This is a genomic window from Cellulosimicrobium sp. KWT-B (assembly GCF_002127155.1).
Lineage (GTDB): Bacteria > Actinomycetota > Actinomycetes > Actinomycetales > Cellulomonadaceae > Cellulosimicrobium > Cellulosimicrobium funkei.
This window is the reverse complement of record NZ_NEDO01000003.1, coordinates 383,396-404,913: the sequence shown is the minus strand read 5'-3', so window position 1 is coordinate 404,913 and position 21,518 is coordinate 383,396. Positions and strand designations below refer to the sequence as shown.

Annotated in this window: 18 protein-coding genes and 1 tRNA gene; 14 read left to right on the top strand and 5 right to left on the bottom strand. The window is 73.3% G+C overall.

The features are described 5' to 3' along the window. Positions 1-59: 59 nt before the first annotated feature. The 3 genes from B9L22_RS11760 (at position 60) to B9L22_RS20055 (ending at position 2,327) form a co-directional block, all read left to right on the top strand. Positions 60-926 (top strand): nucleotidyltransferase domain-containing protein, encoded by an 867-nt coding sequence (locus B9L22_RS11760; RefSeq protein ID WP_086150494.1) that lies wholly within the window; start codon positions 60-62, stop codon positions 924-926. Positions 927-984: 58 nt separating this feature from the next. Then, a complete protein-coding gene (locus tag B9L22_RS20060; RefSeq protein WP_158097199.1) occupies positions 985-1,341 on the top strand; it encodes a hypothetical protein in 357 nt (118 codons plus the stop codon). A 161-nt stretch (positions 1,342-1,502) separates the two neighbouring features. After that, positions 1,503-2,327, top strand: a complete 825-nt coding sequence (locus tag B9L22_RS20055) for an alpha/beta fold hydrolase (protein WP_158097198.1) — start codon at positions 1,503-1,505, stop codon at positions 2,325-2,327. Between the two features lie 33 nt (positions 2,328-2,360). Here B9L22_RS20055 and B9L22_RS11750 read toward each other — a convergent pair. Next, positions 2,361-2,434, bottom strand: a tRNA-Leu gene (locus B9L22_RS11750). Positions 2,435-2,624: 190 nt separating this feature from the next. On the opposite strand from B9L22_RS11750, the gene B9L22_RS11745 reads away from it, so the two are divergent. Together B9L22_RS11745 and B9L22_RS11740 are read left to right on the top strand one after the other, a co-directional pair. Further along, positions 2,625-3,245: an ANTAR domain-containing response regulator gene (locus tag B9L22_RS11745; RefSeq protein ID WP_044144409.1), complete on the top strand. Its 621-nt coding sequence runs from the start codon at positions 2,625-2,627 to the stop codon at positions 3,243-3,245. A 235-nt stretch (positions 3,246-3,480) separates the two neighbouring features. Then, on the top strand, positions 3,481-4,146 hold the full coding sequence (locus B9L22_RS11740) for a GNAT family N-acetyltransferase (protein WP_021482502.1): 666 nt from the start codon (positions 3,481-3,483) through the stop codon (positions 4,144-4,146). 37 nt (positions 4,147-4,183) lie between these two features. Here the strand turns inward: B9L22_RS11740 and B9L22_RS11735 are convergent, their stop codons facing one another. Further along, positions 4,184-4,567 carry a hotdog fold thioesterase gene (locus tag B9L22_RS11735; RefSeq protein WP_043651213.1) on the bottom strand — a complete coding sequence of 128 codons (384 nt, stop codon included), beginning with the start codon at positions 4,565-4,567 and terminating at the stop codon, positions 4,184-4,186. 100 nt (positions 4,568-4,667) lie between these two features. On the opposite strand from B9L22_RS11735, the gene polA reads away from it, so the two are divergent. After that, entirely contained in the window at positions 4,668-7,373 is a 2,706-nt protein-coding gene (polA, locus tag B9L22_RS11730; protein WP_086150492.1) for a DNA polymerase I, read from the top strand. A 10-nt stretch (positions 7,374-7,383) separates the two neighbouring features. On the opposite strand, the gene B9L22_RS11725 is transcribed toward polA, so the two are convergent. Continuing rightward, complete coding sequence (locus B9L22_RS11725) at positions 7,384-8,241, bottom strand: class I SAM-dependent methyltransferase (RefSeq protein WP_086150491.1); 858 nt, start codon at positions 8,239-8,241, stop codon at positions 7,384-7,386. Positions 8,242-8,444: 203 nt separating this feature from the next. Here B9L22_RS11725 and B9L22_RS11720 point away from each other — a divergent pair, with 203 nt between their 5' ends. Continuing rightward, positions 8,445-9,470: a 6-phosphofructokinase gene (locus B9L22_RS11720; RefSeq protein ID WP_034651013.1), complete on the top strand. Its 1,026-nt coding sequence runs from the start codon at positions 8,445-8,447 to the stop codon at positions 9,468-9,470. A gap of 217 nt (positions 9,471-9,687) precedes the next feature. Beyond that, entirely contained in the window at positions 9,688-11,169 is a 1,482-nt protein-coding gene (gene rpsA, locus B9L22_RS11715; RefSeq protein WP_021483115.1) for a 30S ribosomal protein S1, read from the top strand. A gap of 199 nt (positions 11,170-11,368) precedes the next feature. Here the strand turns inward: rpsA and B9L22_RS11710 are convergent, their stop codons facing one another. After that, positions 11,369-13,330: an ABC transporter ATP-binding protein gene (locus B9L22_RS11710; RefSeq protein ID WP_086150490.1), complete on the bottom strand. Its 1,962-nt coding sequence runs from the start codon at positions 13,328-13,330 to the stop codon at positions 11,369-11,371. Between the two features lie 155 nt (positions 13,331-13,485). On the opposite strand from B9L22_RS11710, the gene B9L22_RS11705 reads away from it, so the two are divergent. From B9L22_RS11705 to B9L22_RS11695, 3 genes are all read left to right on the top strand, one after another. Beyond that, positions 13,486-14,019, top strand: coding sequence for a MarR family winged helix-turn-helix transcriptional regulator (locus B9L22_RS11705; RefSeq protein WP_086150489.1), 534 nt, complete (start codon positions 13,486-13,488; stop codon positions 14,017-14,019). A 69-nt stretch (positions 14,020-14,088) separates the two neighbouring features. Further along, positions 14,089-14,730 (top strand): dephospho-CoA kinase, encoded by a 642-nt coding sequence (gene coaE, locus B9L22_RS11700; protein ID WP_086150488.1) that lies wholly within the window; start codon positions 14,089-14,091, stop codon positions 14,728-14,730. Then, positions 14,727-15,344, top strand: a complete 618-nt coding sequence (locus tag B9L22_RS11695; protein WP_086150487.1) for a pyroglutamyl-peptidase I — start codon at positions 14,727-14,729, stop codon at positions 15,342-15,344. Before coaE ends, B9L22_RS11695 begins: the two co-directional genes overlap by 4 nt. A 51-nt stretch (positions 15,345-15,395) precedes the next feature. On the opposite strand, the gene B9L22_RS11690 is transcribed toward B9L22_RS11695, so the two are convergent. Continuing rightward, positions 15,396-16,748 carry a collagen-binding domain-containing protein gene (locus B9L22_RS11690; RefSeq protein ID WP_086150486.1) on the bottom strand — a complete coding sequence of 451 codons (1,353 nt, stop codon included), beginning with the start codon at positions 16,746-16,748 and terminating at the stop codon, positions 15,396-15,398. Between the two features lie 241 nt (positions 16,749-16,989). On the opposite strand from B9L22_RS11690, the gene uvrB reads away from it, so the two are divergent. From uvrB to B9L22_RS11675, 3 genes are all read left to right on the top strand, one after another. Then, positions 16,990-19,098 carry an excinuclease ABC subunit UvrB gene (uvrB, locus tag B9L22_RS11685; RefSeq protein WP_031315536.1) on the top strand — a complete coding sequence of 703 codons (2,109 nt, stop codon included), beginning with the start codon at positions 16,990-16,992 and terminating at the stop codon, positions 19,096-19,098. A gap of 277 nt (positions 19,099-19,375) precedes the next feature. Continuing rightward, positions 19,376-20,374: a TerC family protein gene (locus B9L22_RS11680; protein WP_034655130.1), complete on the top strand. Its 999-nt coding sequence runs from the start codon at positions 19,376-19,378 to the stop codon at positions 20,372-20,374. A 6-nt stretch (positions 20,375-20,380) separates the two neighbouring features. Continuing rightward, positions 20,381-21,502, top strand: coding sequence for a TerC family protein (locus tag B9L22_RS11675; RefSeq protein WP_086150485.1), 1,122 nt, complete (start codon positions 20,381-20,383; stop codon positions 21,500-21,502). The last annotated feature ends 16 nt before the right edge of the window (positions 21,503-21,518 follow it).

Here is a 21,518-nt window from a genome sequence, read left to right as displayed (position 1 = left end):
GTCCTGCGGGCTCGGGAAAGCCCGCGACACGGCCCCCGGCGCGCCCCTACCCTCGCGGGATGCGAGCCGTGTCTGCGTCCCTGGACCCCGCGGTCGTGCGTCGGGTCGACGCGCGGCTGGACGCCGTCGTGCGCGACGAGGGCGTCGCGATCCCGCTCGCGGTGGAGAGCGGCAGCCGGGCGTGGGGATTCCCGTCGCCGGACTCGGACTACGACTGCCGCTTCGTGTACGTGCGCCCGGAGGCCGACTACCTCGACCCCTGGCCGCGGCGCGACGTCGTCGAGACGCCGCTCGACGCGGTGCTGGACGTCAACGGGTGGGACCTCGTCAAGGCCGTGCGGCTGCTCGTGCGCGGGAACGCGACGCTGCTGGAGTGGCTGCGCTCGCCGATCGTCTACCGCGGCGACCCCGCGTTCCGTGCGGACCTGCTCGCGCTCGCCGAGCAGGTCGTCGACCGCGACGCCGTGCGGCGCCACTACCTGCACGTCGCGCTCGGCCAGCGGGAGCGCTGGTGGACGGCGGACGACGTGCCGCTCAAGAAGCTCTTCTACGTCCTGCGCCCGGCCGCGACGCTGCGCTGGCTGCGCGTGCGGCCGGACGCCGTCCCGCCCATGCGCCTCGCGGCGCTGCTCGACGAGGGCGAGGCACCGAGCGCGGTGGTGCAGGAGGCGTCCGGGCTCGTCGCGCTCAAGGCGGTCTCTCGCGAGATGGGCGCGGGCCCCGTCCCGGCCGTGCTGCGCCGGTTCGTCGACGACGAGCTCGCCGCCGCCACGGCGGCCGTGACGGTGGCGGGGGCCGAGGGCCTGACCGCTCGCTCGGTGGCGGGGGAGTTCTTCCGGTCGGCGGTCGCGCGGTACGGCCCGGCCGGGTCGCGGTCGACGGCGGCTGCGGGCGCGCCGGGCGTCGCGTCGGGGGAGCGGCGGTGACCGACGGGCGCGCGCCTCGCTCGAGCGAGCACGGCGGGTCGGCCCTACCCTCACGTGGGTGACCAGCGAGCAGATCGAGGACGTCGACCAGGACCTGTACGCGGCGGCGAGCGACCCCGACGCCGACGGCGCGGCGGCCGCCGCGCGCGAGGCGACCTTCCGCGCGCTCGTCGCGCGCCGCGACGCGCGCGAGACCGCGGAGGCGGCCGCCACCGTGTGCGAGCAGGTCCAGCAGGTGGCGGAGGCCGCCGAACGCAGCGCCCAGGACGCGCTGACGTCCGCGACCGTCGCGCACTCCGCCGCTCTCCTCGGCGACGAGGCGATCGCCCGGCAGGCGGCGCGCGACGCGAGCGCCGCCGCCCGGGAGGCCGCGCGCGAGGCGGTCGTGCTGGACACGGCGCGGCCCGAGCTCTAGACGGCGTCGGTCCGCGCGCGTGGGGCCCGTCGCCCCTCCGCGCCGTCCCGAGCCCTGCGGCGCCGCTCGTCCTCGCCCTCTACCCTGGTGGCCCAGCGCTCGGCGTCCGCTCGGTGCTGACCATCCAACCACCGGTCGACGGTGGGAGAGCGAGGTCCGTCGTGCCCCGAGCGCACCGGCGCGGGCGCTCCTCGGGGAGCACGGTCCTTCCGGCCCTCCAGGAGCGGTACGACCTGATCGACGGGGTGCGGGTGTACTCCGTCGTCGCGGAGCCGGACCGGGCGGACCGCCCGGAGGGCCGTGCCGTACCCGCGGACGTGGTCCTCGTGCACGGGCTCGCGCTGTCGACCCGGTACCTGGAGCCGGGCGTCCGCCGGCTCGGGACGGACCGCCGCACCGCCGCCCTGGACCTGCCGGGCGTCGGGCGCAGCGGCCGCCCGCCCCACCTGCCGTCGATGGCCGAGATGGCGGACGTCGTGGCCCGCTGGATGGACGGGCTCGACATGACGGGCGCGGACGTCGTCGGGCACTCGTTGGGCTGCCAGATCGTCAGTCATCTCGCCGCGGAGCGGCCCGACCTGGTCCGGCGGGTCGTCCTCGTCGGCCCCTCCCGGGACCCGGAGCACCCCCGGTGGTGGCAGAGCGCGTGGCGCCTGCTCCTCGACAGCCCGCGCGAGAGGTGGTCGCTGCTGCCGATCGCCGTCGTGGACTACCTGCGCGCCGGTCCGGTCGCGGCGGTACGGGCCCTGAAGCAGGCGCGCCGCGCCGAGGTCAGCCACCTGGTGCAGAGCATCACGCAGCCCGTCCTCGTGGTCGTCGGGGACCGCGACCCGCTCGTCTCGGGGACGTGGGCCCGCCGACTCGTCGACGCGCTGCCCGACGGGCGGCTCGTCACGGTCCCGGGGGCTCCGCACGGGCTGCCGTACTCCAGCGTCGAGTCCTTCGTCACGACGACGCGGGACTTCCTCGACCGCGAGGAGCCGTGACGTCGAGCACCGTACGCCTGCCGAGATGAGGGGTGCCCCGGGTGGGATTCGAACCCACACTGGATCGGGTTTGAGCCGAACGCCTCTGCCGGTTGGGCTACCGGGGCCGCGCGCGGAGGGGCCCAGCCAGGCTCCGCCGCGCGGGCACCATCGAACCACACGCGCGCGCCTTCACGAGAATCACACTCCTCGGAGGGTGAAACGCGGGGGCGGCACCCGGTGCGGCGCACTACGATGAGTCCCGTGAGTGACCAGACAGCGCAGCCCGAGGACAAGCAGCCGCTCGACCTGCCCCCGATGATCGAGCCCGAGCCCGCCGCCACCCCCGCTCCGTCGGGTCGCGCCGCGCGCCGCGCCGTCGTCGCGGAGGACGAGGCCCTGATCCGTCTCGACGTCGTCGAGACGCTGCGGGACGCCGGGTTCGACGTCGTCGGTGAGGCCGGCGACGGCGCGACGGCGGTGAAGCTGGCGCTCGAGCTCAAGCCCGACGTCGTGGTCATGGACGTGAAGATGCCCGAGCTCGACGGCATCTCCGCGGCGGAGCAGATCGGCAAGGCGCACGCCGCCCCGGTCGTCCTGCTCACGGCGTTCTCGCAGGCGGAGCTCGTCGAGCGGGCGCGCGACGCCGGCGCCATGGCGTACGTCGTCAAGCCGTTCACGCCGGCGGACCTGCTGCCTGCGGTCGAGATCGCGATCTCGCGCTACTCGCAGATCTCGGCCCTCGAGTCCGAGGTGGCCGACCTCGCGGAGCGCTTCGAGACGCGCAAGCGCGTCGACCGCGCGAAGGGCCTGCTCATGACGAAGATGGGCCTGTCCGAGCCGGAGTCGTTCCGCTGGATCCAGAAGACGTCGATGGACCGCCGCCTCACCATGCGCGAGGTCGCGGACGCCGTCATCGAGCAGGTGGGCGGCGCCTGAGCCGCCCGCCGCGCCCGGTGCGCCGCGCGGGGGTCCTGATCAGGACCTTTGTCACGGGGCTCCGGGCGGGCTATCGTCTTGGACTGGCGTCCAGCAGTTCCGGGGCGGTGAACACGGTCGCCACGTAGTGCTCATGTCGACGGCCGACGGTGCTGTCCGAGCGACGTGGACCTTCTCACGCCCCACGTCCCTCGGTGCCGCCGCCGGTCCCACGGTGCGAACGAGGAGGAGCGCAGTGCGCCCAGCAGTGGAGGTCAGGCCCGCGGTCGGTGACGACCTGCCGGGGATCGCTGTGCTGTGCTCGGAGGCACGCCGCGAGTCGGCGTCCGGGGCGCAGATCTGCGCGCCCGACGAGGACCGTCTGGTTCGGCACCTGTCGGTGCTGCTCACCCTGCCCGGCGGCAACGTGCTCGTCGCCCTGCACGACGGCCGCCCCGTCGGGTTCGTCCTGGCCCGCGTGCTCGACCCGCACCTGTTCGCGGACGAGCCGAGCCTGTACGTCGAGGCGGTGTACGTGGGGGAGGACGCCCGGCGCCGCGGCGTGGGCCACGCGCTCCTCAGCGCGACGGCCGAGCTCGCCGCGTCGTCCGGCGCGACGCACGTCTACTCCGTGCCCATCCCCGGTTCCCGCGGCGTGCAGCGCTTCCTCGCGCGACTGGGCTTCGGCCCCGTGGCCGGGCACCGCGTCGTCTCGACGGCGGTCCTGCAGCGCCGGCTCGCGGCCGACCTCACCCCGGCACGCCGGGGCACGCGCTCGCTCGAGGACCTCATCGCGCGCCGTCGGCGCGCCCGCACCGAGACGATGTCGGGGCCGGTCGACCTGCGCGAGTTCCAGGCCGAGTACAACAGCCGTGCGGGCGTGGTGACGCCGGCCGACACGCGCGAGACCCTGCCCGGCTGAGCCGGTCTCCCGCGCCCTGCGACCGGCGTCGCCCCGGTCAGCCCTGCGCGAGGATCATGCACGTGAGGCGCGCCGTGCACACGCGGCGACCCTCGTCGTCGGACACGACGATCTCGTAGCTCGCCGTCGTGCGCCCGCGGTGCACCGCGACCGCCTCGCCGTGCACCCAGCCGTCGCGCACGCCCCGGTGGTGCGTCGCGTTCACCTCGATGCCCACGGCCGCGCGCCCGGGCCCGCCGTGCAGCTGCGCGGCGATGGACCCCAGCGTCTCGGCGAGGACGACGGACGCGCCCCCGTGCAGCAGCCCCGCGGGCTGCGTGTTGCCCGCCACGGGCATGCGTGCGGTGACGCGGTCGGCCCCCACCTCGCCCAGCTCGATGCCCATGCGCTCGATGAGCGTCCCCTCGGTGCGCAGGCCCATCGCCTCGTAGGCGTGGCGCGGGGCGTCGGGTGTCGACGGCGTGGCGGGGGACGGCGTCCCGGTCGGGGCGGCGTTCTGGTCGGAACCGTGCGTGTGGGTCATGGGCGATAGGTTGGCACCCGTGACGACCTCCGCGCGACCTCGCCTCCTGCTCATCGACGGACACTCCATGGCCTACCGCGCGTTCTTCGCGCTCCCGGCGGAGAACTTCTCGACGACCACGGGGCAGCACACGAACGCGGTCTACGGGTTCACCTCGATGCTCATCAACCTCCTGCGGGACGAGGAGCCCACGCACGTCGCCGTCGCGTTCGACGCCGGGCGCCAGTCCTTCCGTACCGAGATCCTGCCCAGCTACAAGGGCACGCGGGAGTCCACCCCCGAGCCGTTCCGGGGCCAGGTGCCGCTCATCAAGGAGATCCTGGAGACGCTGCACATCCCGACGCTCGAGCGCGAGGGCTACGAGGCCGACGACATCTTCGCGACCCTCGCGACGCAGGGCGCCGCCGCCGGGATGGAGGTGCTCGTCTGCTCGGGGGACCGGGACTCGTTCCAGCTCGTCGGCCCGGACGTCACGGTGCTCTACCCGAAGAAGGGCGTCTCGGAGCTCGCGCGCATGGACAGCGCCGCCGTCGTCGAGAAGTACGGCGTGCCGCCCGAGCGCTACCCGGACCTCGCCGCCCTCGTCGGCGAGACGTCCGACAACCTGCCGGGCATCCCGGGCGTCGGCCCCAAGACGGCCGCCAAGTGGATCACGGCCTACGGCGACCTGGACGGCCTGCTGGACCACGCGGACGAGATCAAGGGCAAGGCGGGGGAGAACCTCCGGGCGCACCTCGACCAGGTCCGCCTCAACCGGCAGCTCAACGCGCTCCTGCGCGACCTCGAGCTGCCCGTCGGCCCCGACGACCTCGCGACCCGTCCCTGGGACCGCGAGGCCGCCCACCGCGTCCTCGACGCCCTGGAGTTCCGCGCCCTGCGCGACCGGCTCTTCGCGATCGCCCCCGAGGGCGAGGTCGAGGCCGAGGCGGGGTTCGACGTCGCGCTCGCCGACGTCCTGCCGGGGGGCCTGGGCGCCTGGCTGGCCGAGCACGGCACGCGCCCGCTGGGCGTCGAGGTGGCCGGCAAGGCCGTGCCGGGCGGCGGGGACGCGTGGGGCCTCGCGGTGTCCGACGACGCCGGGGCGGCCGTCGCGCTCGAGCTCGCCGACGTCGCGGGCGCCGACGACGAGGCGCTCGCCGCGTGGCTCGCCGACCCGGAGCGGCCCAAGGTCGTGCACGGCGCGAAGTCGGCCTGGCACGAGCTCGCGGCGCGCGGCTACGACCTCGCGGGCGTCACGTTCGACACCGAGCTCGCCGCGTACCTGTGCCACCCCGACCAGCGCGGCTACGACCTGGGCGACCTCGTCGTGCGGCACCTGCACCGCGAGCTCCGCCCGGACACGGAGGCGGGCAACGACGCGCAGGGCGCGCTCGACCTCTCGCTCGACGGCAGCGGCGAGCAGGAGCGCGACGCGGTGCGCGCGCTCGCCGTCGCCCAGCTCGGCGAGGTCCTCGCGGGCGAGCTCGAGGACCGGGGGGCCACGACGCTCCTCGCCGACCTCGAGCTGCCGTTGTCCCAGGTGCTCGCGCGCATGGAGCAGCGCGGCATCGCGGCGGACGTCACGTACCTGCGCGAGCTCGAGCAGCACTTCGGCGACCTCGTCGCGACCGCCGCGTCGGAGGCCTACGCCGTCATCGGGCGCGAGGTGAACCTCGGCTCCCCGAAGCAGCTCCAGGAGGTGCTGTTCGACCAGCTCGGGATGCCCAAGACGAAGAAGATCAAGACGGGCTACACGACCGACGCGTCGGCGCTCGCGGACCTCTTCGTCAAGACGCAGCACCCGTTCCTCGAGCACCTGCTCGCCCACCGCGACGCGTCGCGGCTGCGCCAGACGGTCGAGGGGCTGCTGAAGTCCGTCGCCGACGACGGCCGCATCCACACGACGTTCCAGCAGACGATCGCGGCGACGGGCCGGCTCAGCTCGACCGAGCCGAACCTCCAGAACATCCCGATCCGCACCGAGGCGGGCCGGCGCATCCGGCGCGCGTTCGTCGTCGGCGAGGGCTACGAGACGCTCATGACGGCCGACTACAGCCAGATCGAGATGCGCATCATGGCGCACCTCTCGGGCGACGAGGGCCTCATCGAGGCGTTCCGGTCCGGGGAGGACCTGCACTCCTACGTCGGGTCGCGCGTGTTCGAGGTCCCGGCTGCCGAGGTCACGCCCGCGATGCGCTCGAAGATCAAGGCGATGTCCTACGGCCTCGCGTACGGGCTGTCGGCGTTCGGGCTCTCGCAGCAGCTCACCATCGAGGTGGGCGAGGCCCAGAAGCTCATGGACGACTACTTCGAGCGCTTCGGCGGCGTGCGCGACTACCTCACGGGCGTCGTCGACGAGGCGCGGGCCACGGGCTACACGGCGACCATCCTCGGGCGCCGCCGGTACCTGCCCGACCTCACGAGCGACAACCGGCAGCGCCGCCAGATGGCGGAGCGCATGGCCCTCAACGCGCCCATCCAGGGCAGCGCGGCCGACATCATCAAGGTCGCGATGCTCAACGTGCAGCGCGCGATCGACGAGCGCGGGCTGCGCTCACGGCTGCTCCTCCAGGTGCACGACGAGCTCGTGGTCGAGGTGGCCCCGGGCGAGCGCGACGCCGTCGAGGAGGTGCTGCGCACGCAGATGGGTGCGGCGGCGGACCTCGACGTGCCGCTCGACGTCTCGGTCGGCGTCGGCGCCACGTGGCACGAGGCGGGTCACTGACCCGGGCGCGTCAGCCCGGGACGCGCGTGCGGAAGATCGCCGTCCCGGGCAGGTAGGCGCCGCGCACCGGTCCCCAGCCGCCCCACACCTCGGTGTTGTCGGCGGGCCACTCGGGCTCGACGACGTCGCGCAGCTCCAGCCCGGCGGCGACCACCTCGCGCACGTGGTCGCCCAGGGTGCGGTGGTACTCGGCGTAGACGACACGGCCGGCGGCGTCGGTCTCGACGTAGGGCCGGCGGTCGAAGTAGGACCGGTTCGCGGTCAGCCCGTGCTCGCTCGGGTCGTCGGGGAACGCCCACCTCGTCGGGTGCGTCACCGAGAACGTCCATGTGCCGCCGGGCCGCAGCACGCGTGCCACCTCGCGGTGGACGGCCGCCGCGTCGGGCACGAACGGGATCGCGCCGAACGAGGTGAACGCGACGTCGAACGTGGCGTCGGCGAACGGGAGCCGGCGCGCGTCGGCCTGGACGGCCGGGACGCGCACGCCCGTCGCCCGGTCCAGCGCCGCCCCCGCGGCGAGCATGCCGCCGGACACGTCCGTCGCGACGACCTCCGCCCCCTGCGTGACGAGCCAGCGCGAGCACTGTGCCGCGCCCGCGCCGACCTCGAGCACCCGGCGTCCCGCGACGTCGCCGAGCAGTCGCGCGTCCCGCTCGCGCAGGCCCTCCGGGCACCAGCAGAAGTCCGCCGCGCCGAGGAAGGTCCCGTGCTCGTGGAGGTACTCCTGCGCGTTGGCGTCCCACCACCCGCGGCCGGCGCGGCCGCCCTCGGTCGCGGGCACGTCGCGGTAGCCGGCGTCGGCGGTCGGACCGGGGGTCGCGCCGGAGGGCGCGACGACGGGCGGCTCGGGCGAGGAGGGCGCGCTCATGCCCCCATTCTCCCGGTCCCGCCGCACGGCCCGTCCGGTCGGGACCTTGGTCGTCGGCGTGCCCGCGGACCGGGACGGGCGGTGACCCGTCGCGCGGGGGTGGCTAGGGTTGAGGGCGACGCGGTGCCGCGGAGGTCGGCACCTCCGTCGACGCCCGGCATGCGCGCGAGGCCGCGCGACGCGACGACGAGACGGAGGAACAGGTGCGCATCGGACTTCTCACCGGCGGGGGCGACTGCCCCGGGCTGAACGCGGCGATCCGGGCCGTGGTCAAGCAGGGGACGGGGGAGTACGGGCACACCATCATCGGCTTCCGCAACGGCTGGCGCGGCGTCGTCGACGGCGACGTGCACCCGCTCGGCCGCCAGGACATCCGGAACGTCCTGCCCGTGGGCGGCACGCTGCTCGGCACCGCGCGGTTCCACCCGCGCGAGGAGGACGGCAGCATGGACGCCGTGCTCGCGACGGTCGAGGCCGAGCACCTCGACGCCCTGATCTGCATCGGCGGCGACGGCACGCTGCACGCGGCGAGCCGCGTCGCGGAGGCGGGCGTGAAGATCGTCGCCATCCCCAAGACGATCGACAACGACGTCGAGGGCACGGACCTGTCGATCGGGTTCCACACCGCCGTGAACATCGCGACGGAGGCGCTCGACCGCGTGCACACGACGGCGGAGAGCCACAACCGCGTCATGGTGGTCGAGGTCATGGGCCGCCACGCCGGCTGGATCGCGGTCAACGCGGGCATCGCCGGCGGCGCCGAGGTCGTGCTCGCGCCGGAGCAGCCGTTCGACATCGACCAGGTCGTGAAGTTCCTCCGCCACCGGCACCGCGCGCACGCGAACTTCTCGATCGTCGTCGTGGCCGAGGGCGCCGTGCCGCGCGAGGGGTCGTCGATGGAGTTCACGCAGCAGCTCGGCCGGTTCGGGGAGATCGTCGCCGGCTCCATCGGGGAGCGCGTGAGCGCCGAGATCGCGGAGCGCACCGGGTTCGACACCCGGCTCACGGTGCTCGGCCACGTGCAGCGCGGGGGCGAGCCCACGCCGACCGACCGGATCCTCGGCAGCCGCTTCGGCGTCGCGGCCGTGGACGCCGTGAGCGCGGGGACGTCGGGCGTCATGACGGCGCTGCGGGGCGAGCGGGTCGAGCTCGTGCCGCTCGCGGAGGTCGCGGGCCGGCCGAAGCGGGTCCCCGAGGAGCTGCTGCGGGTCGCCCGCGTGCTCGCGTGACGCGGAACCGGTAGTCGGGACGCCCCGGCGGGGCGCGCGAGACGCGTTGACCGCCGGGGTGACACCCGGATAAGGTGGACGGCGGTGCGCTGCGCCTGCCTTCATCCCGAGCCACGACGTCGACCACGACGCCGGAGCGTCCGGGGGCGTCGGCGGGAGACGCGCCGAAAACCCTACCCGCTCGACTACACCTGTCCGCATCGGAGCATCGAACTCAATGACCATCTCTACCCCCGCGAAGTCCGCACCCCAGGTTGCCGTCAACGACATCGGCACCGAGGAGGACTTCCTCGCCGCCGTTGACGCGACCATCAAGTACTTCAACGACGGCGACATCGTCGAAGGCACGATCGTCAAGGTGGACCGCGACGAGGTCCTCCTCGACATCGGCTACAAGACCGAGGGCGTCATCCCCTCCCGCGAGCTGTCCATCAAGCACGACGTGGACCCCGGTGAGGTCGTCAACGTCGGCGACGCGGTCGAGGCCCTCGTCCTCCAGAAGGAGGACAAGGAAGGCCGTCTGATCCTGTCCAAGAAGCGCGCCCAGTACGAGCGCGCCTGGGGCACGATCGAGAAGATCAAGGAGGAGGACGGCGTCGTCACCGGCACCGTCATCGAGGTCGTCAAGGGTGGTCTCATCCTCGACATCGGCCTCCGTGGCTTCCTCCCGGCCTCCCTGGTGGAGATGCGTCGCGTCCGCGACCTCCAGCCGTACGTCGGCAAGGAGATCGAGGCGAAGATCATCGAGCTCGACAAGAACCGCAACAACGTCGTCCTCTCGCGCCGCGCCTGGCTCGAGCAGACGCAGTCCGAGGTCCGCTCCACCTTCCTGCAGACCCTGCAGAAGGGCCAGGTGCGCCCCGGTGTCGTCTCCTCGATCGTCAACTTCGGTGCGTTCGTGGACCTCGGCGGCGTCGACGGCCTCGTGCACGTCTCCGAGCTGTCCTGGAAGCACATCGACCACCCGTCCGAGGTCGTCGAGGTCGGCCAGGAGGTCACGGTCGAGGTCCTGGACGTCGACTTCGACCGCGAGCGCGTCTCGCTGTCGCTGAAGGCGACGCAGGAGGACCCGTGGCAGACGTTCGCCCGGACCCACGCGATCGGTCAGGTCGTCCCGGGCAAGGTCACCAAGCTCGTCCCGTTCGGTGCGTTCGTGCGCGTCGAGGACGGCATCGAGGGCCTCGTGCACATCTCGGAGCTGGCCGTGCGCCACGTCGAGCTGCCGGAGCAGGTCGTCAACGTCGGTGACGAGGTCTTCGTCAAGGTCATCGACATCGACCTCGAGCGCCGCCGCATCTCGCTGTCGCTCAAGCAGGCCAACGAGGGCGTGGACCCGGAGTCGGACGACTTCGACCCCGCGCTCTACGGCATGGCCGCCGAGTACGACGAGCAGGGGAACTACAAGTACCCCGAGGGCTTCGACCCGGAGACCAACGAGTGGCTCGAGGGCTTCGAGGCGCAGCGCGAGGCGTGGGAGGCGGAGTACGCCAAGGCGCACGAGCGCTGGGAGGCGCACCGCAAGCAGGTCGCGGAGGCCGTCAAGGCCGACTACGACGCCGCGTCGGGCGAGACCACGAGCTCCTCGAGCTCGTCGTCCTCCAGCACGTCCTACTCGTCGGCCCCGGCCGCCGAGGCGACGGGCACGCTCGCGTCGGACGAGGCGCTCGCCGCGCTCCGCGAGAAGCTCACGGGCAACTGACCCGGCCGGCGGCCCCGCGCGGGTCGCCACGCTGAGCAGACGAAGGCCCGCCACCCCTCGGGGTGGCGGGCCTTCGCCATGTCCGGCACGTGCCCGGGCGCTCACGGCGCCGACCAGGTGGTCCTGGTCCGTCAGCGGCACCGGACGAGCCGCGACCGCCTGCTCGACGCCCCGGGACCGCCTAGTCGGCGGTCGGGCGTCAGGCCGTCGCCGGCTCGGGGGCCGTGGCAGCGGCCGGGACGGTGGCCGGGTCGGTGCCCGACGACGCGGGCGAGTCGGCGAACTGCGTCCGGTAGAGCGTGGCGTAGCGCCCGCCACGTGCCAGGAGCTCGGTGTGCGTGCCGGTCTCGACGACGCGGCCGGCGTGGAGCACGACGATGAGGTCGGCCTCGCGGACGGTGGAGAGCCGGTGCGCGATGACGAGCGACGTCCGCCCGCGCAGCGCCTCGGCGAGCGCGGCCTGGACCGCCGCCTCGGAGTCCGAGTCGAGGTGCGCCGTCGCCTCGTCGAGGACGACGAGCTGGGGGGCCTTGAGGAACACGCGGGCGATCGCGAGGCGCTGCCGCTCGCCGCCGGACATCCGGTAGCCGCGGTCGCCCACGACGGTGTCCATGCCGGACGGCAGGGCGGCGACGACGTCCCACACGTGCGCGCGCCGCAGCGCGGACTCGAGCTCGGCGTCGGTCGCGTCGGGCTTGGCGTACCGCAGGTTCTCCGCGATCGAGTCGTGGAACAGGTGCGCCTCCTGCGTGACCACGCCGACGGCGTCGTGCAGGCTCTCCTGCGTGACGTCGCGCAGGTCGCGACCGGCGATCCGGACGTGGCCGGCACTCGGGTCGTACATGCGCGTCACGAGCTGCGACACGGTGGTCTTGCCCGCGCCGGACGACCCGACGAGCGCGACCATCGCGCCCGCGGGCACGGAGAACGAGACGTCGTGGAGCGTGTCGGTGGTCGGGTCGGTGCCCTCGACGGCCACGGACTCGAGCGACGCGAGGGAGACCTCGGCCGCGCTCGGGTAGCGGAAGGTCACGCCGTCGAGCTCGAGGCTCGCGCCCTCGCGCGTGACGTCCGCGGCGAGGTCGTCGGCGTCGGGGGCGTCCGTGACGGTGGGCTCGAGGTCGAGCACCTCGAGCACGCGCTCGAAGCTGACGAGGGCCGTCATGACGTCGACCTGGACGTTCGACATCGCCGTCAGCGGGCCGTAGAGACGGCCCAGGTAGGCGGTGAGCGCGACGACCGTGCCGACGGTCAGCGAGCCCGAGATGGCCATGACGCCACCGAGGCCGTAGACGATCGCGACGGCGACGGACGCGACGACTGTGAGACCGACGCGGAAGACGGTCCCGTACATGGCCTGGCGGACCCCGATGTCGCGGACCCGGCGCGCCTGGGCGGCGAACCGCGACGACTCGCGGTCCGGGTCGCCGAACACCTTGACGAGGTGGGCGCCCGCCACGTTGAAGCGCTCGTTCATCGTCTGCGCCGCCTCGGCGTTGAGCTCGTAGCTCTCCCGCGTGATCGCGGCGAGGCGCTTGCCGACCCAGCGGGCGGGCAGGACGAACGCGGGCAGGAGGGTGAGCGCGAGGAGCGTGAGCTGCCAGGACATCGAGAGCATCGCGGCGAGCACGAACACGACGGTGAGCAGGTTGGAGAACACGTTCGACAGGGTCGACGTGAACGCCTGCTGGGCGCCGAGGACGTCGCCGTTGAGGCGCTGGACGAGCGCACCGGTGCGCGTCCGGCTGAAGAAGGCGAGCGGCATGCGCTGGACGTGGTCGAAGACCGCGGTGCGCAGGTCGACGATGAGCCCCTCGCCGATGCGGGAGGAGAACCAGCGCTGCGCGACGCCGAGGGCGCCGGAGAGCACGGCGAGGCCGGCGGCGACCGCCGAGAGCGCGACGACGAGGCCGACGTCGCCGGCGGTGATGCCGTCGTCGATGATGCGCTGGAAGAGGAGCGGGGTGACGGCACCGGCGGCGGCGTCGACGGAGATGAGCACGAGGAACGCGGCGAGCTGGCGGCGGTAGGGCCGGGCGAACGTGAGCACCCGGCGGATCGTGCCGCGGTGCAGCCGTCGGGAGGTGACGGAGGCGTCCTGGCGGAAGGAGCGCATGCCGCGCCCGCCGCCGGCGCCGGGGAGGGATGAGGGGAAGGACATGGGGCCTCCTGGGTGGGGGAGGGGGCGCGTCGTCCGCGGCGGCGGTGGCCGTCCGGCGGGCGCGGTCCGAGGATCGCTCGCGCGACAACAATAGTGAGTCTAACTCACAATGAGCCGATACCACAAGTGGGCCCGGTCCCGGTACGCTCGGCCTCGTGACGACCGACGCGAGCCAGCCTGCCACGCCGGGCGCAGCCCCGGGCGGCCGAGCCACCTCCACCGACGAGGCGGGGGAGTTCCTCGCGCTCCTGCACGCCGCGCTGCGCAGCGTGCGCCGCGAGGCGAGCGAGCGGCTCGAGCCCGCGGGCACGACGCCCGGCCAGTTCCGGATGCTGCGCTTCCTCTCCCGCTGCGACGGCCCGTGCCGGCTCGGCGCGGTGGCGTCGGCGCTCGACGTCGCGCCGCGCTCGGTCACCTCGAAGGTGGACGACGCCGAGCAGGCCGGTCTCGTGCGCCGCACCCCCGACCCGCAGGACCGTCGCGCCACGCTCGTCGAGCTGACGCCGCGCGGGCGCGAGGTCGTCGAGCAGGTCGGGGCGGAGAGGTCGTCGAGCGCGGGCACCCTGCTGGCCCGCCTGGACGCGCGCGAGCGCGCCGAGCTGCTCCGGCTGCTGCGCGCGGTCGCGGGCGAGCGGCCCGACGACGGCGGAGCGGCCGAAGGCTCCCCGGGGACGATCTCCTCCCGCTGAGCGCCGGTTGGTCGAGGGGCGCCCCGCGCCCCGACGCGGGGCGGTGCGCCGGCTGGCAGGATGGGACGCATGTTTCGCATCGGCCTGACCGGAGGAATAGCGGCGGGGAAGTCCGTCGCGCTCGCCCGCTTCGCCGAGCTGGGCGCGGTGGTCGTCGACTACGACGCTCTCGCGCGCGACGCCGTCGCGCCCGGCACCGTCGGCCTGGACGAGGTCGTCGAGGCCTTCGGCCCCGGGGTGCTCGGCGAGGACGGCGCGCTCGACCGGCCCGCGCTCGGACGCGTGGTGTTCGGGGACGACGCCGCGCGCGAGCGGCTCAACGCGATCGTCCACCCCGAGGTGCGCCGGCTCGCCGCCGAGCGCGAGGCCGCGGCCGGTGCGGCCGACCCGCGGGCCGTCGTCGTGCACGACATCCCGCTCCTCGTCGAGACGGGCGACCCGGCGCGGTTCCACTGCGTCGTGGTCGTGCACACGCCCGAGGACGTCCGGGTGGACCGCCTCGTGACGTCGCGGGGGCTGAGCGAGGACGAGGCGCGCGCGCGGATCGCCGCGCAGGCCGACGACGCGGCGCGCCTCGCGGCCGCGGACGTCACCCTCGACGGCTCGGGCGAGCCCGACGCGCTGCGCGCGCAGGTCGACGCGCTCTGGGCGCGCGTGCGCGCGGAGGTCGACGCGGAGGCGCTCGCGGAGCTCGAGGAGCGCGAGGTATGACGGTCGTGGTGAGCGGCTTCGAGCCCTTCGGCGGCGACGCGACGAACCCCTCGTGGGAGACCGCCCAGCTCCTCGCGGAGCGCGGCGAGGAGCTCGTGGGGGACCGCGTGGTCGCCGTCCGGCTCCCCGTGACGTTCGCCGGGGCGTGGCCCGCGCTCGACGCCGTCGTCCGGGAGCACGACCCGGCGGTCGTCGTGGCGCTGGGGCTCGCCGGCGGCGCCGGGCGCGTGCGCCTCGAGCGCGTGGCCGTCAACGTGCGCGACGCCCGGATCCCCGACAACGCCGGGGCGCAGCCGGTCGACGTGCCCGTCGTGCCGGGGGCGCCCGTCGGGCACTGGTCCACGCTCCCGCTCAAGGCGTCGCTCGTCGCCGTCCGGGAGGCCGGTGTCCCCGTGGAGGTGTCCGGGACGGCCGGCACGTACGTGTGCAACGACGTGTTCTACGCCCTCATGCATCACTGGGGCTCCGTGCCGGGCCGCCGTGCGGGCTTCGTGCACGTGCCCGACGCCGGCGCGGTGCCCGTCGAGGACCAGGTGACCGCCGTCGCGGCCGTCGTGCGGCAGGCGCTCCGTGGCACCCCCGAGCCGCGGGTCGCCGCGGGTGCCGAGAGCTGAGCGGGCGCGGGGGCCGGCAGGTCGCCCTGCCGGCCCCGGCGCCGCGGACCGTCAGCCCGCCGCGCGGCGACGGGCGACGACCACGAGCAGCGTCGCGCCCCCGGCGAGCAGGAGCGCCGCCACCACGGCGAGCACGACGACCGAGGAACCGGTCGAGGCCAGCCCGCCCCCCGGCCTCGGCTCGCTGCTGGGGGCCGCCGACGGCGTCGGGTCCGTGCTCGCGACGGGCGTCGCCTCCGGAGCGGGCGTGCTCTCCGCGGCGGGCTCGCCCGGCACCTCGGCGCCGGGGGTCTCGGCGGTCGTCGGGGGCGTGGTCGTCTCGGTGCCGCCCGGGGTCGGGGCCTCGGGTGACGGCTCCGGCTCGGGCTCCGCGGTGACCGGGACCGGCTCGCACGGGCCCGCGAACGGGTAGTTGTGGTGCTCGATGCCGGCCCCGCCGGTGTACGCGACCGCGCCGTTCGCGAGGACGCGCCCGTTCGTCGACGTGGACACCGTGAGCGTCGCGTCGGCGCGCGGGACGACGATCGTGCCGGGGAACTGGTCGTTCGTGCCGAGCGCGACCTGCGTCGCGTCCGGGAACGCCCAGAGGAAGTGGGACGACAGGTACTGCGTCGCCTGGTAGAGGCGCACTCCGTCGTACGCGACGTACTGAAGGGACGGGATGCGCACCGTGGACCCGCTGACGCTGAGCAGCACCGGTCCGGTGCCGGTGACGTGCAGCTCGCGGAGCGACGCGGCACCCTCCGCCGTGAGCGCGTACCGCGCGCCCGCCTCGACGGTCAGGACACCGTTCTCGGGGGCGACCTGCTCGGCGCCCTCGGTGGCGTCTGCGGCGATGCCGGCGACGAGCGCGGGGAGCTCGTCGTAGGGCGCGAGCACCGCGTCCCGGCCGACGCCCTGGCGCACGGACCCGTGCGTGCCGAGCGCGTTCGCGCTCTCGGTGCTCGGCGCCGAGCCGGTGATCGCGCCGCCCACCACGACGTTGCCGCCGCGCGACGCGTGGAACCCGACCTGCGTGTTCCGCGCGGTGGCGAGGTCACCGCCGACGACGAGCATGTCGGTCCCGCCCGCGGGGGTGATCGCGGACCCGCCGCCGCCCGCGGTCCCGACGTTGAGGGATCCGGCCTCCGTGAGGTCGGCGTCCTTGCCGACCACGACGCGGCCCTCGAGCTCGGTCGCGGTCGCGACGGTGAGCCCGCCGCCCGCCCAGATGCCGACGCCCGCGTCCTCCACCGCGGTGAGCTCGTACACGCCGACGGGGCGGGTCGTGGCGTCCGCGGAGCAGACGTCGTCGGCGTCGACGACGGGCGTCGCGCTCGCGGGCGCGACGAAGCCGGCGGACAGGACCAGGGTGGTGAGGGTGATCAGGGGGATTCCGCGGGGGCGCGCGGGGTGCAGGTGCATGAGGGCTCCAGGTCGAGGGGTCGTTGACGGTGCTGACGAGAGCTGCGTGCAGGCCTCCACGCCCAAGGCCGGCCGGTCGCCGGAGCTCCACGGGCGTCGGGGAGCGGGCAGGTCGAGGGAACCCTAGGGGTTCGGCACCACGCCTTCCAAATTGCCCGCGGGTGAACTCGGGTGTATACGGTGCGCAGCCCGTCGAGGCGCTCCCGCGAACGATGTGGGTGGCTGGACGTACCGTGGTCACATGCGTCCCGTGACCGATCTCCAGCGCGCCACCGCTCCGTTCGAGGTCATCTCCGAGTACCAGCCGTCGGGCGACCAGCCCACGGCCATCGCGGACCTCTCGCAGCGCGTCCGCGCGGGCGAGAAGGACGTCGTGCTGCTCGGCGCCACCGGTACGGGAAAGTCCGCCACGACGGCCTGGCTGATCGAGGAGCTGCAGCGCCCGACGCTCGTCATGGCTCCCAACAAGACGCTCGCCGCGCAGCTCGCCACGGAGTTCCGCGAGCTGCTGCCGAACAACGCGGTCGAGTACTTCGTCTCGTACTACGACTACTACCAGCCCGAGGCGTACATCGCGCAGACGGACACCTACATCGAGAAGGACTCGTCCATCAACGACGAGGTGGAGCGGCTGCGCCACTCCGCGACGAGCTCGCTGCTCACGCGCCGGGACGTCGTCGTCGTGGCGTCCGTGTCGTGCATCTACGGCCTCGGCACCCCCCAGGAGTACGTCGACCGGATGGTGCGCCTCGACGTCGGGATGCAGGTGGAGCGCGACGACCTGCTGCGGCAGTTCGTCACGATGCAATACACGCGCAACGACATGGCGTTCACGCGCGGCACGTTCCGCGTGCGCGGCGACACGGTCGAGATCATCCCGGTCTACGAGGAGCTCGCGGTCCGCATCGAGTTCTTCGGCGACGAGATCGAGAGCATCCAGACGCTGCACCCCCTCACGGGCGAGGTCATCCGCTCCGAGCCGAGCATCCACGTGTTCCCCGCGACGCACTACGTCGCCGGGCCGGAGCGCATGGAGCGCGCGATCTCCTCGATCGAGGCCGAACTCACGGAGCGGCTCGACGAGCTCGAGCGGCAGAACAAGTTGCTCGAGGCGCAGCGCCTGCGCATGCGCACCACCTACGACATCGAGATGATGCGCCAGATCGGCACGTGCTCCGGGATCGAGAACTACTCCCGGCACATCGACGGCCGCGAGGCGGGGTCGCCCCCGAACACCCTCCTCGACTACTTCCCGGAGGACTTCCTCCTCGTCATCGACGAGTCGCACGTGACCGTGCCGCAGATCGGCGCGATGTTCGAGGGCGACATGTCGCGCAAGCGCAGCCTGGTGGACCACGGGTTCCGCCTGCCGAGCGCGATGGACAACCGCCCGCTGCGGTGGGAGGAGTTCGTCGAGCGCATCGGCCAGACCGTGTACCTGTCGGCCACGCCGGGCGACTACGAGCTCTCGATGGCGGACGGCGTCGTCGAGCAGATCATCCGCCCGACGGGCCTCGTGGACCCTGAGGTGATCGTCAAGCCGACCACCGGCCAGATCGACGACCTCCTGCACGAGATCCGCGAGCGGGTCGACCGCGACGAGCGCGTGCTGGTCACGACGCTCACCAAGAAGATGGCCGAGGACCTCACGGACTACCTGCTCGAGAAGGACGTGCGGGTCCGCTACCTCCACTCCGAGGTCGACACGCTGCGCCGCGTCGAGCTGCTGCGCGAGCTGCGCCTGGGCGAGTACGACGTCCTCGTCGGCATCAACCTGCTGCGCGAGGGCCTCGACCTGCCCGAGGTCTCGCTCGTCGCGATCCTCGACGCCGACAAGGAGGGCTTCCTGCGGTCGCCCAAGTCGCTCATCCAGACGATCGGGCGCGCGGCCCGCAACGTGTCCGGCCAGGTGCACATGTACGCGGACCGGATCACGCCGGCGATGGCCGCGGCGATCGAGGAGACCGAGCGTCGCCGCGAGAAGCAGATCGCGTACAACACCGAGCACGGCGTCGACCCGACGCCGCTGCGCAAGCGCATCTCCGACGTGACCGACATGCTCGCGCGCGAGGACGTGGACACCGCCGAGCTCCTGGCCGGTGGCTACCGCCAGCCGGGCAAGGGCGCGAAGGGCAAGGCCCCGGTGCCGGGCGGCCCGAAGGAGGGTGCGTCGTCGGGCAACCGGCTCGCGGGCGCGGCGGCGAGCGACCTCGCGGAGCTCATCCAGGAGCTGAGCGACCAGATGCACGCGGCCGCGGGCGAGCTCCAGTTCGAGCTCGCGGCCCGGCTGCGCGACGAGATCTCGGGGCTCAAGAAGGAGCTGCGCCAGATGCACGCCGCGACGGCCTGACCGGTCCTGCGGGACCGGCCGGGCGTCGCCGCGGGCGCGCCCGCGGAACAGTCCACGGTGGCGTGGTGTTGTCACGCGTGCAGGAGCGATGGCCTATGCTGGCTCCTCGTTGAAGGGGAGTATTCCTCCGCGGTGATGTCGTCATCACGGTCGGCGCAGTCGTCGGCCCGGTGTCACCGGTCCCGCAACCACCAGCCCGCGTCTCGGACGCGCGCGCGTGGTGGTGCGTGGCGGAAGAGACCTTCGGTACTCAGTGCTACGTACCGGAGGTTTCTGCATGGACGTCCCCGTCTGGGCCTGGCTCGTCACCATCGGCGTGATCCTCGCGATGCTCGCCGTCGACTACGTCGGCCACGTGCGCACGCCGCACGCCCCGAGCCTGCGCGAGGCCAGCTGGTGGTCCGCGGGCTACGTCGCCGTCGCGGTGCTGTTCGGAGGCATCGTCTGGGCCGTCTGGGGCTCGACGTACGGCGGCGAGTACTTCGCCGGCTACATCACCGAGAAGAGCCTGTCGGTCGACAACCTTTTCGTCTTCGTGCTCATCATGACGAGCTTCCGCGTCCCGCGGCTGTACCAGCAGAAGGTCCTGCTGATCGGCATCACGATCGCGCTCGTCCTGCGGACGATCTTCATCCTCCTGGGCGCCGCGCTCATCGAGAACTTCAGCTGGATCTTCTACGTCTTCGGCGCGTTCCTGCTGTACACCGCGTGGACGCAGGTGAAGGCGGGCTCCGGTCACGACGAGGAGTTCCACGAGAACGGCGCGCTCAAGCTGACCCGCCGCCTGTTCCCGACGACGGAGACGTACGTCGAGGACAAGATGACGACCAAGATCGACGGGAAGCGCTTCATCACCCCGATGCTCATCGTGATGATCGCGATCGGCAGCGCCGACCTGCTGTTCGCCGTCGACTCGATCCCCGCGATCTTCGGTCTCACGCAGGAGACGTACCTCGTGTTCGCGGCCAACGCGTTCTCGCTGCTCGGCCTGCGCCAGCTCTACTTCCTCATCGACGGGCTGCTGGACCGCCTCGTCTACCTCGCCTACGGCCTCGCCGCGATCCTCGGCTTCATCGGCGTGAAGCTGCTCATCCACGCGCTGCACAAGAACGAGGTGCCGTTCATCAACGGCGGTGAGCACATCACCGTCATCCCGGAGATCCCGACCGCCCTGTCCCTCGGGTTCATCGTCGTCGTGCTCACGATCACCACGGTCGCGAGCCTCGCCAAGGACCGCGCCGACCGTCGACGCGAGGCCGAGATCTCGGAGGGCTGACCACCGATGGTTCACGAACTTCCCGTCTGGTTCGAGTGGGCGTCGCTCTCGGCGCTCGCCGTCCTGCTCCTCGTCGACCTGTTCGTCGTCGGGCGCCGGCCGCACGTCCCGTCCATGCGCGAGAGCGCGCTGTGGGTCGGGTTCTACGTCGCGCTCGCGCTCGTCTTCGGGGCGGTCGTCGGAGCGGTGGGGGGCGCGGCACCGGCCGGGGAGTTCTACGCCGGGTGGCTCACCGAGTACAGCCTCTCGGTGGACAACCTGTTCGTGTTCGTCATCATCATGGCGCGCTTCGCGGTCCCGCGGGAGCAGCAGCAGCGCGTCCTCATGGTCGGGATCATCGTCGCGCTCGTCCTGCGGGGGGCGTTCATCCTGGCGGGCGCGGCGATCATCTCCCAGTTCGTCTGGGTGTTCTACCTGTTCGGCGTGTTCCTCGTGTACACGGCGATCAAGCTCGTGGCAGGCGGCGACGAGCCCGAGGAGTACCACGAGAACCGCGCCGTCCGGGCGCTGCGACGGGTCCTGCCGCTCGGCACCCGGTACGACGGCGGCCGGCTGCGCACGGTCGAGGACGGCAAGCGGGTCTTCACGCCGCTCGTCGTCGTGTTCCTCGCGATCGGCAGCACCGACCTGCTGTTCGCGTTCGACTCCATCCCGGCCATCTTCGGGCTCACGCAGGACCCGTTCATCGTCTTCACGACGAACGTCTTCGCCCTCATGGGGCTGCGCCAGCTCTACTTCCTGCTGGGCGGTCTGCTCGAGCGGCTGGTCTACCTGCCGATCGGCCTGGCCGTCATCCTCGGGTTCATCGGCGTCAAGCTCATCCTCGAGGCCCTGCACGAGAACACGCTGCCGTTCATCAACGGCGGCGAGCACCTCGAGGCGGTGCCGACGGTCCCCATCTGGCTCTCGCTCGTCGTGATCGTCGGGGCGCTCGCGGTCACGACCGTCGCGAGCCTGCTGCGCACACGTGCGCTGCACGCACGGAGCGAGCCGGCGGACGGCGAGGAGCCCGGGCCGGCGGCGTCGTCCGTGGAGGACGCCACGGAGACCGTGACCGACGAGGCGCCTGCGGCGGGGGAGACCCCGCCGCAGGGCGGCGGGGTCCCCCGTGGGGGTGCCGCGCGCTAGCCAGCGCGCGGCCCGG